At 28.8% G+C, this 1,274-nt stretch carries 2 protein-coding genes; both read left to right on the top strand.

Annotated elements, in window-relative coordinates; all coding sequences use genetic code 11:
* Window positions 1–112 precede the first annotated feature (112 nt).
* On the top strand, window positions 113–319 hold the full coding sequence (locus RT250_RS13455; RefSeq protein WP_313115402.1) for a hypothetical protein: 207 nt from the start codon (window positions 113–115) through the stop codon (window positions 317–319).
* Between the two features lie 9 nt (window positions 320–328).
* The gene (locus RT250_RS13450) at window positions 329–1,174 is read left to right on the top strand and encodes a hypothetical protein (protein WP_313115400.1); all 846 of its coding nucleotides are present in this window, start codon (window positions 329–331) and stop codon (window positions 1,172–1,174) included.
* Window positions 1,175–1,274 lie beyond the last annotated feature (100 nt).

Here is a 1,274-nt window from a genome sequence, read left to right as displayed (position 1 = left end):
AAATTTCATAAAATTCATGAAATACGGAAATCTTAACCCTGCAACTGAATTTAAAAGAAAATTAGTGTAGTTTTGAGACAGACTGCCGTTGTGTGTCATTAAAAAAAAACTTATGCCAAAGATTGAAATTGAAATAACTCAAGAGCAAAAAAATAAACTCTTGAACGAAATAAAAAAAGGAACAGAATTAAATTTAAACGAAGAAACTTTTTCTGGCTATTCAATTACTTTAAATGTAATTGAAGGTGGAATTTCTTGGCTAAATTTTAAAATGTATAATGAAACAGAGCTTGGTGATGTTTCTTGGAAAATGAATTAAAACTTAATTATGAAATTCTTACAGCAAAAATTCTATGACGATAAAAAAGTCGTTTCATCTTTTTTGAATTATAATAATACTTTGAAGAAGTTAGAAAATGATGATATAGACTATAACGTAAAAAGAAAATACGTTAAAAATTTTACGGATGGTCTATTAGCAAATAATTTAATTACAGAAGATATTTTAAATAGTGTTACTGACATCAATGCTTGGTCGATTGATTTTCCAAGTTGGCACGGGGAATTTGACGAAGAAAAGGGTAAAGATGTATTTGTTATAGGTGCAGAGCCTCATATCCATTTTAAATATTTACAAACAGTCTATGGTTTTAATAACGAAAAAAGCATAGAGAATTATATTACTGATGACCATCCCATTTTTAAATATTTATCGGAAATAGTATCAAGTAAATTTAATGTTTCAAAAAAAGATGCATTGGAAAAATGTTATTTGACTGATTTATTTCCTCTTAGCCCTTTTAGAGGGAATGGATTAGCAGTTGGAAGTGCTGACAAAATTGACCAAATCCTTGGTGGAAATAGAGATTGGTATCAGATTAGACAAACATACGCCAAATCGCATTTATCCGATGAGATTAAAGGTGTAAACCCGAAATTAATTATCACTCAAGGAAAAGCAGTTTTCGAAAATTTAATGAATGCCTTAGAAATCAATGATAAAATCAATTTAATTCCTGTAATTCCAAAAACTGGCAAAAAACAATATATTCGAAAGGTTAACTGGTCAGATATACCAATTATTTCTGTTCCTCACATTGGAACCAAGAGAATGAGAGGTTTCTGGAATAATAATATTGAGCAAGTTAAAACTATTATACAACAGATAGAATAACGACACACAACAAAGTACTGTGGTAAAAAACAAGTAAAAATGTATTAATTTTTCACCATGGTACTTCTGTAACTATCCTCATATATTAGTCCAGATTTAG

It is taken from the genome of Aequorivita sediminis (assembly GCF_032080575.2).
GTDB lineage: Bacteria > Bacteroidota > Bacteroidia > Flavobacteriales > Flavobacteriaceae > Aequorivita > Aequorivita sediminis.
The sequence above is the reverse complement of the archived record's forward strand: the minus strand, read 5'-3'. Positions and strand labels throughout refer to the sequence as shown.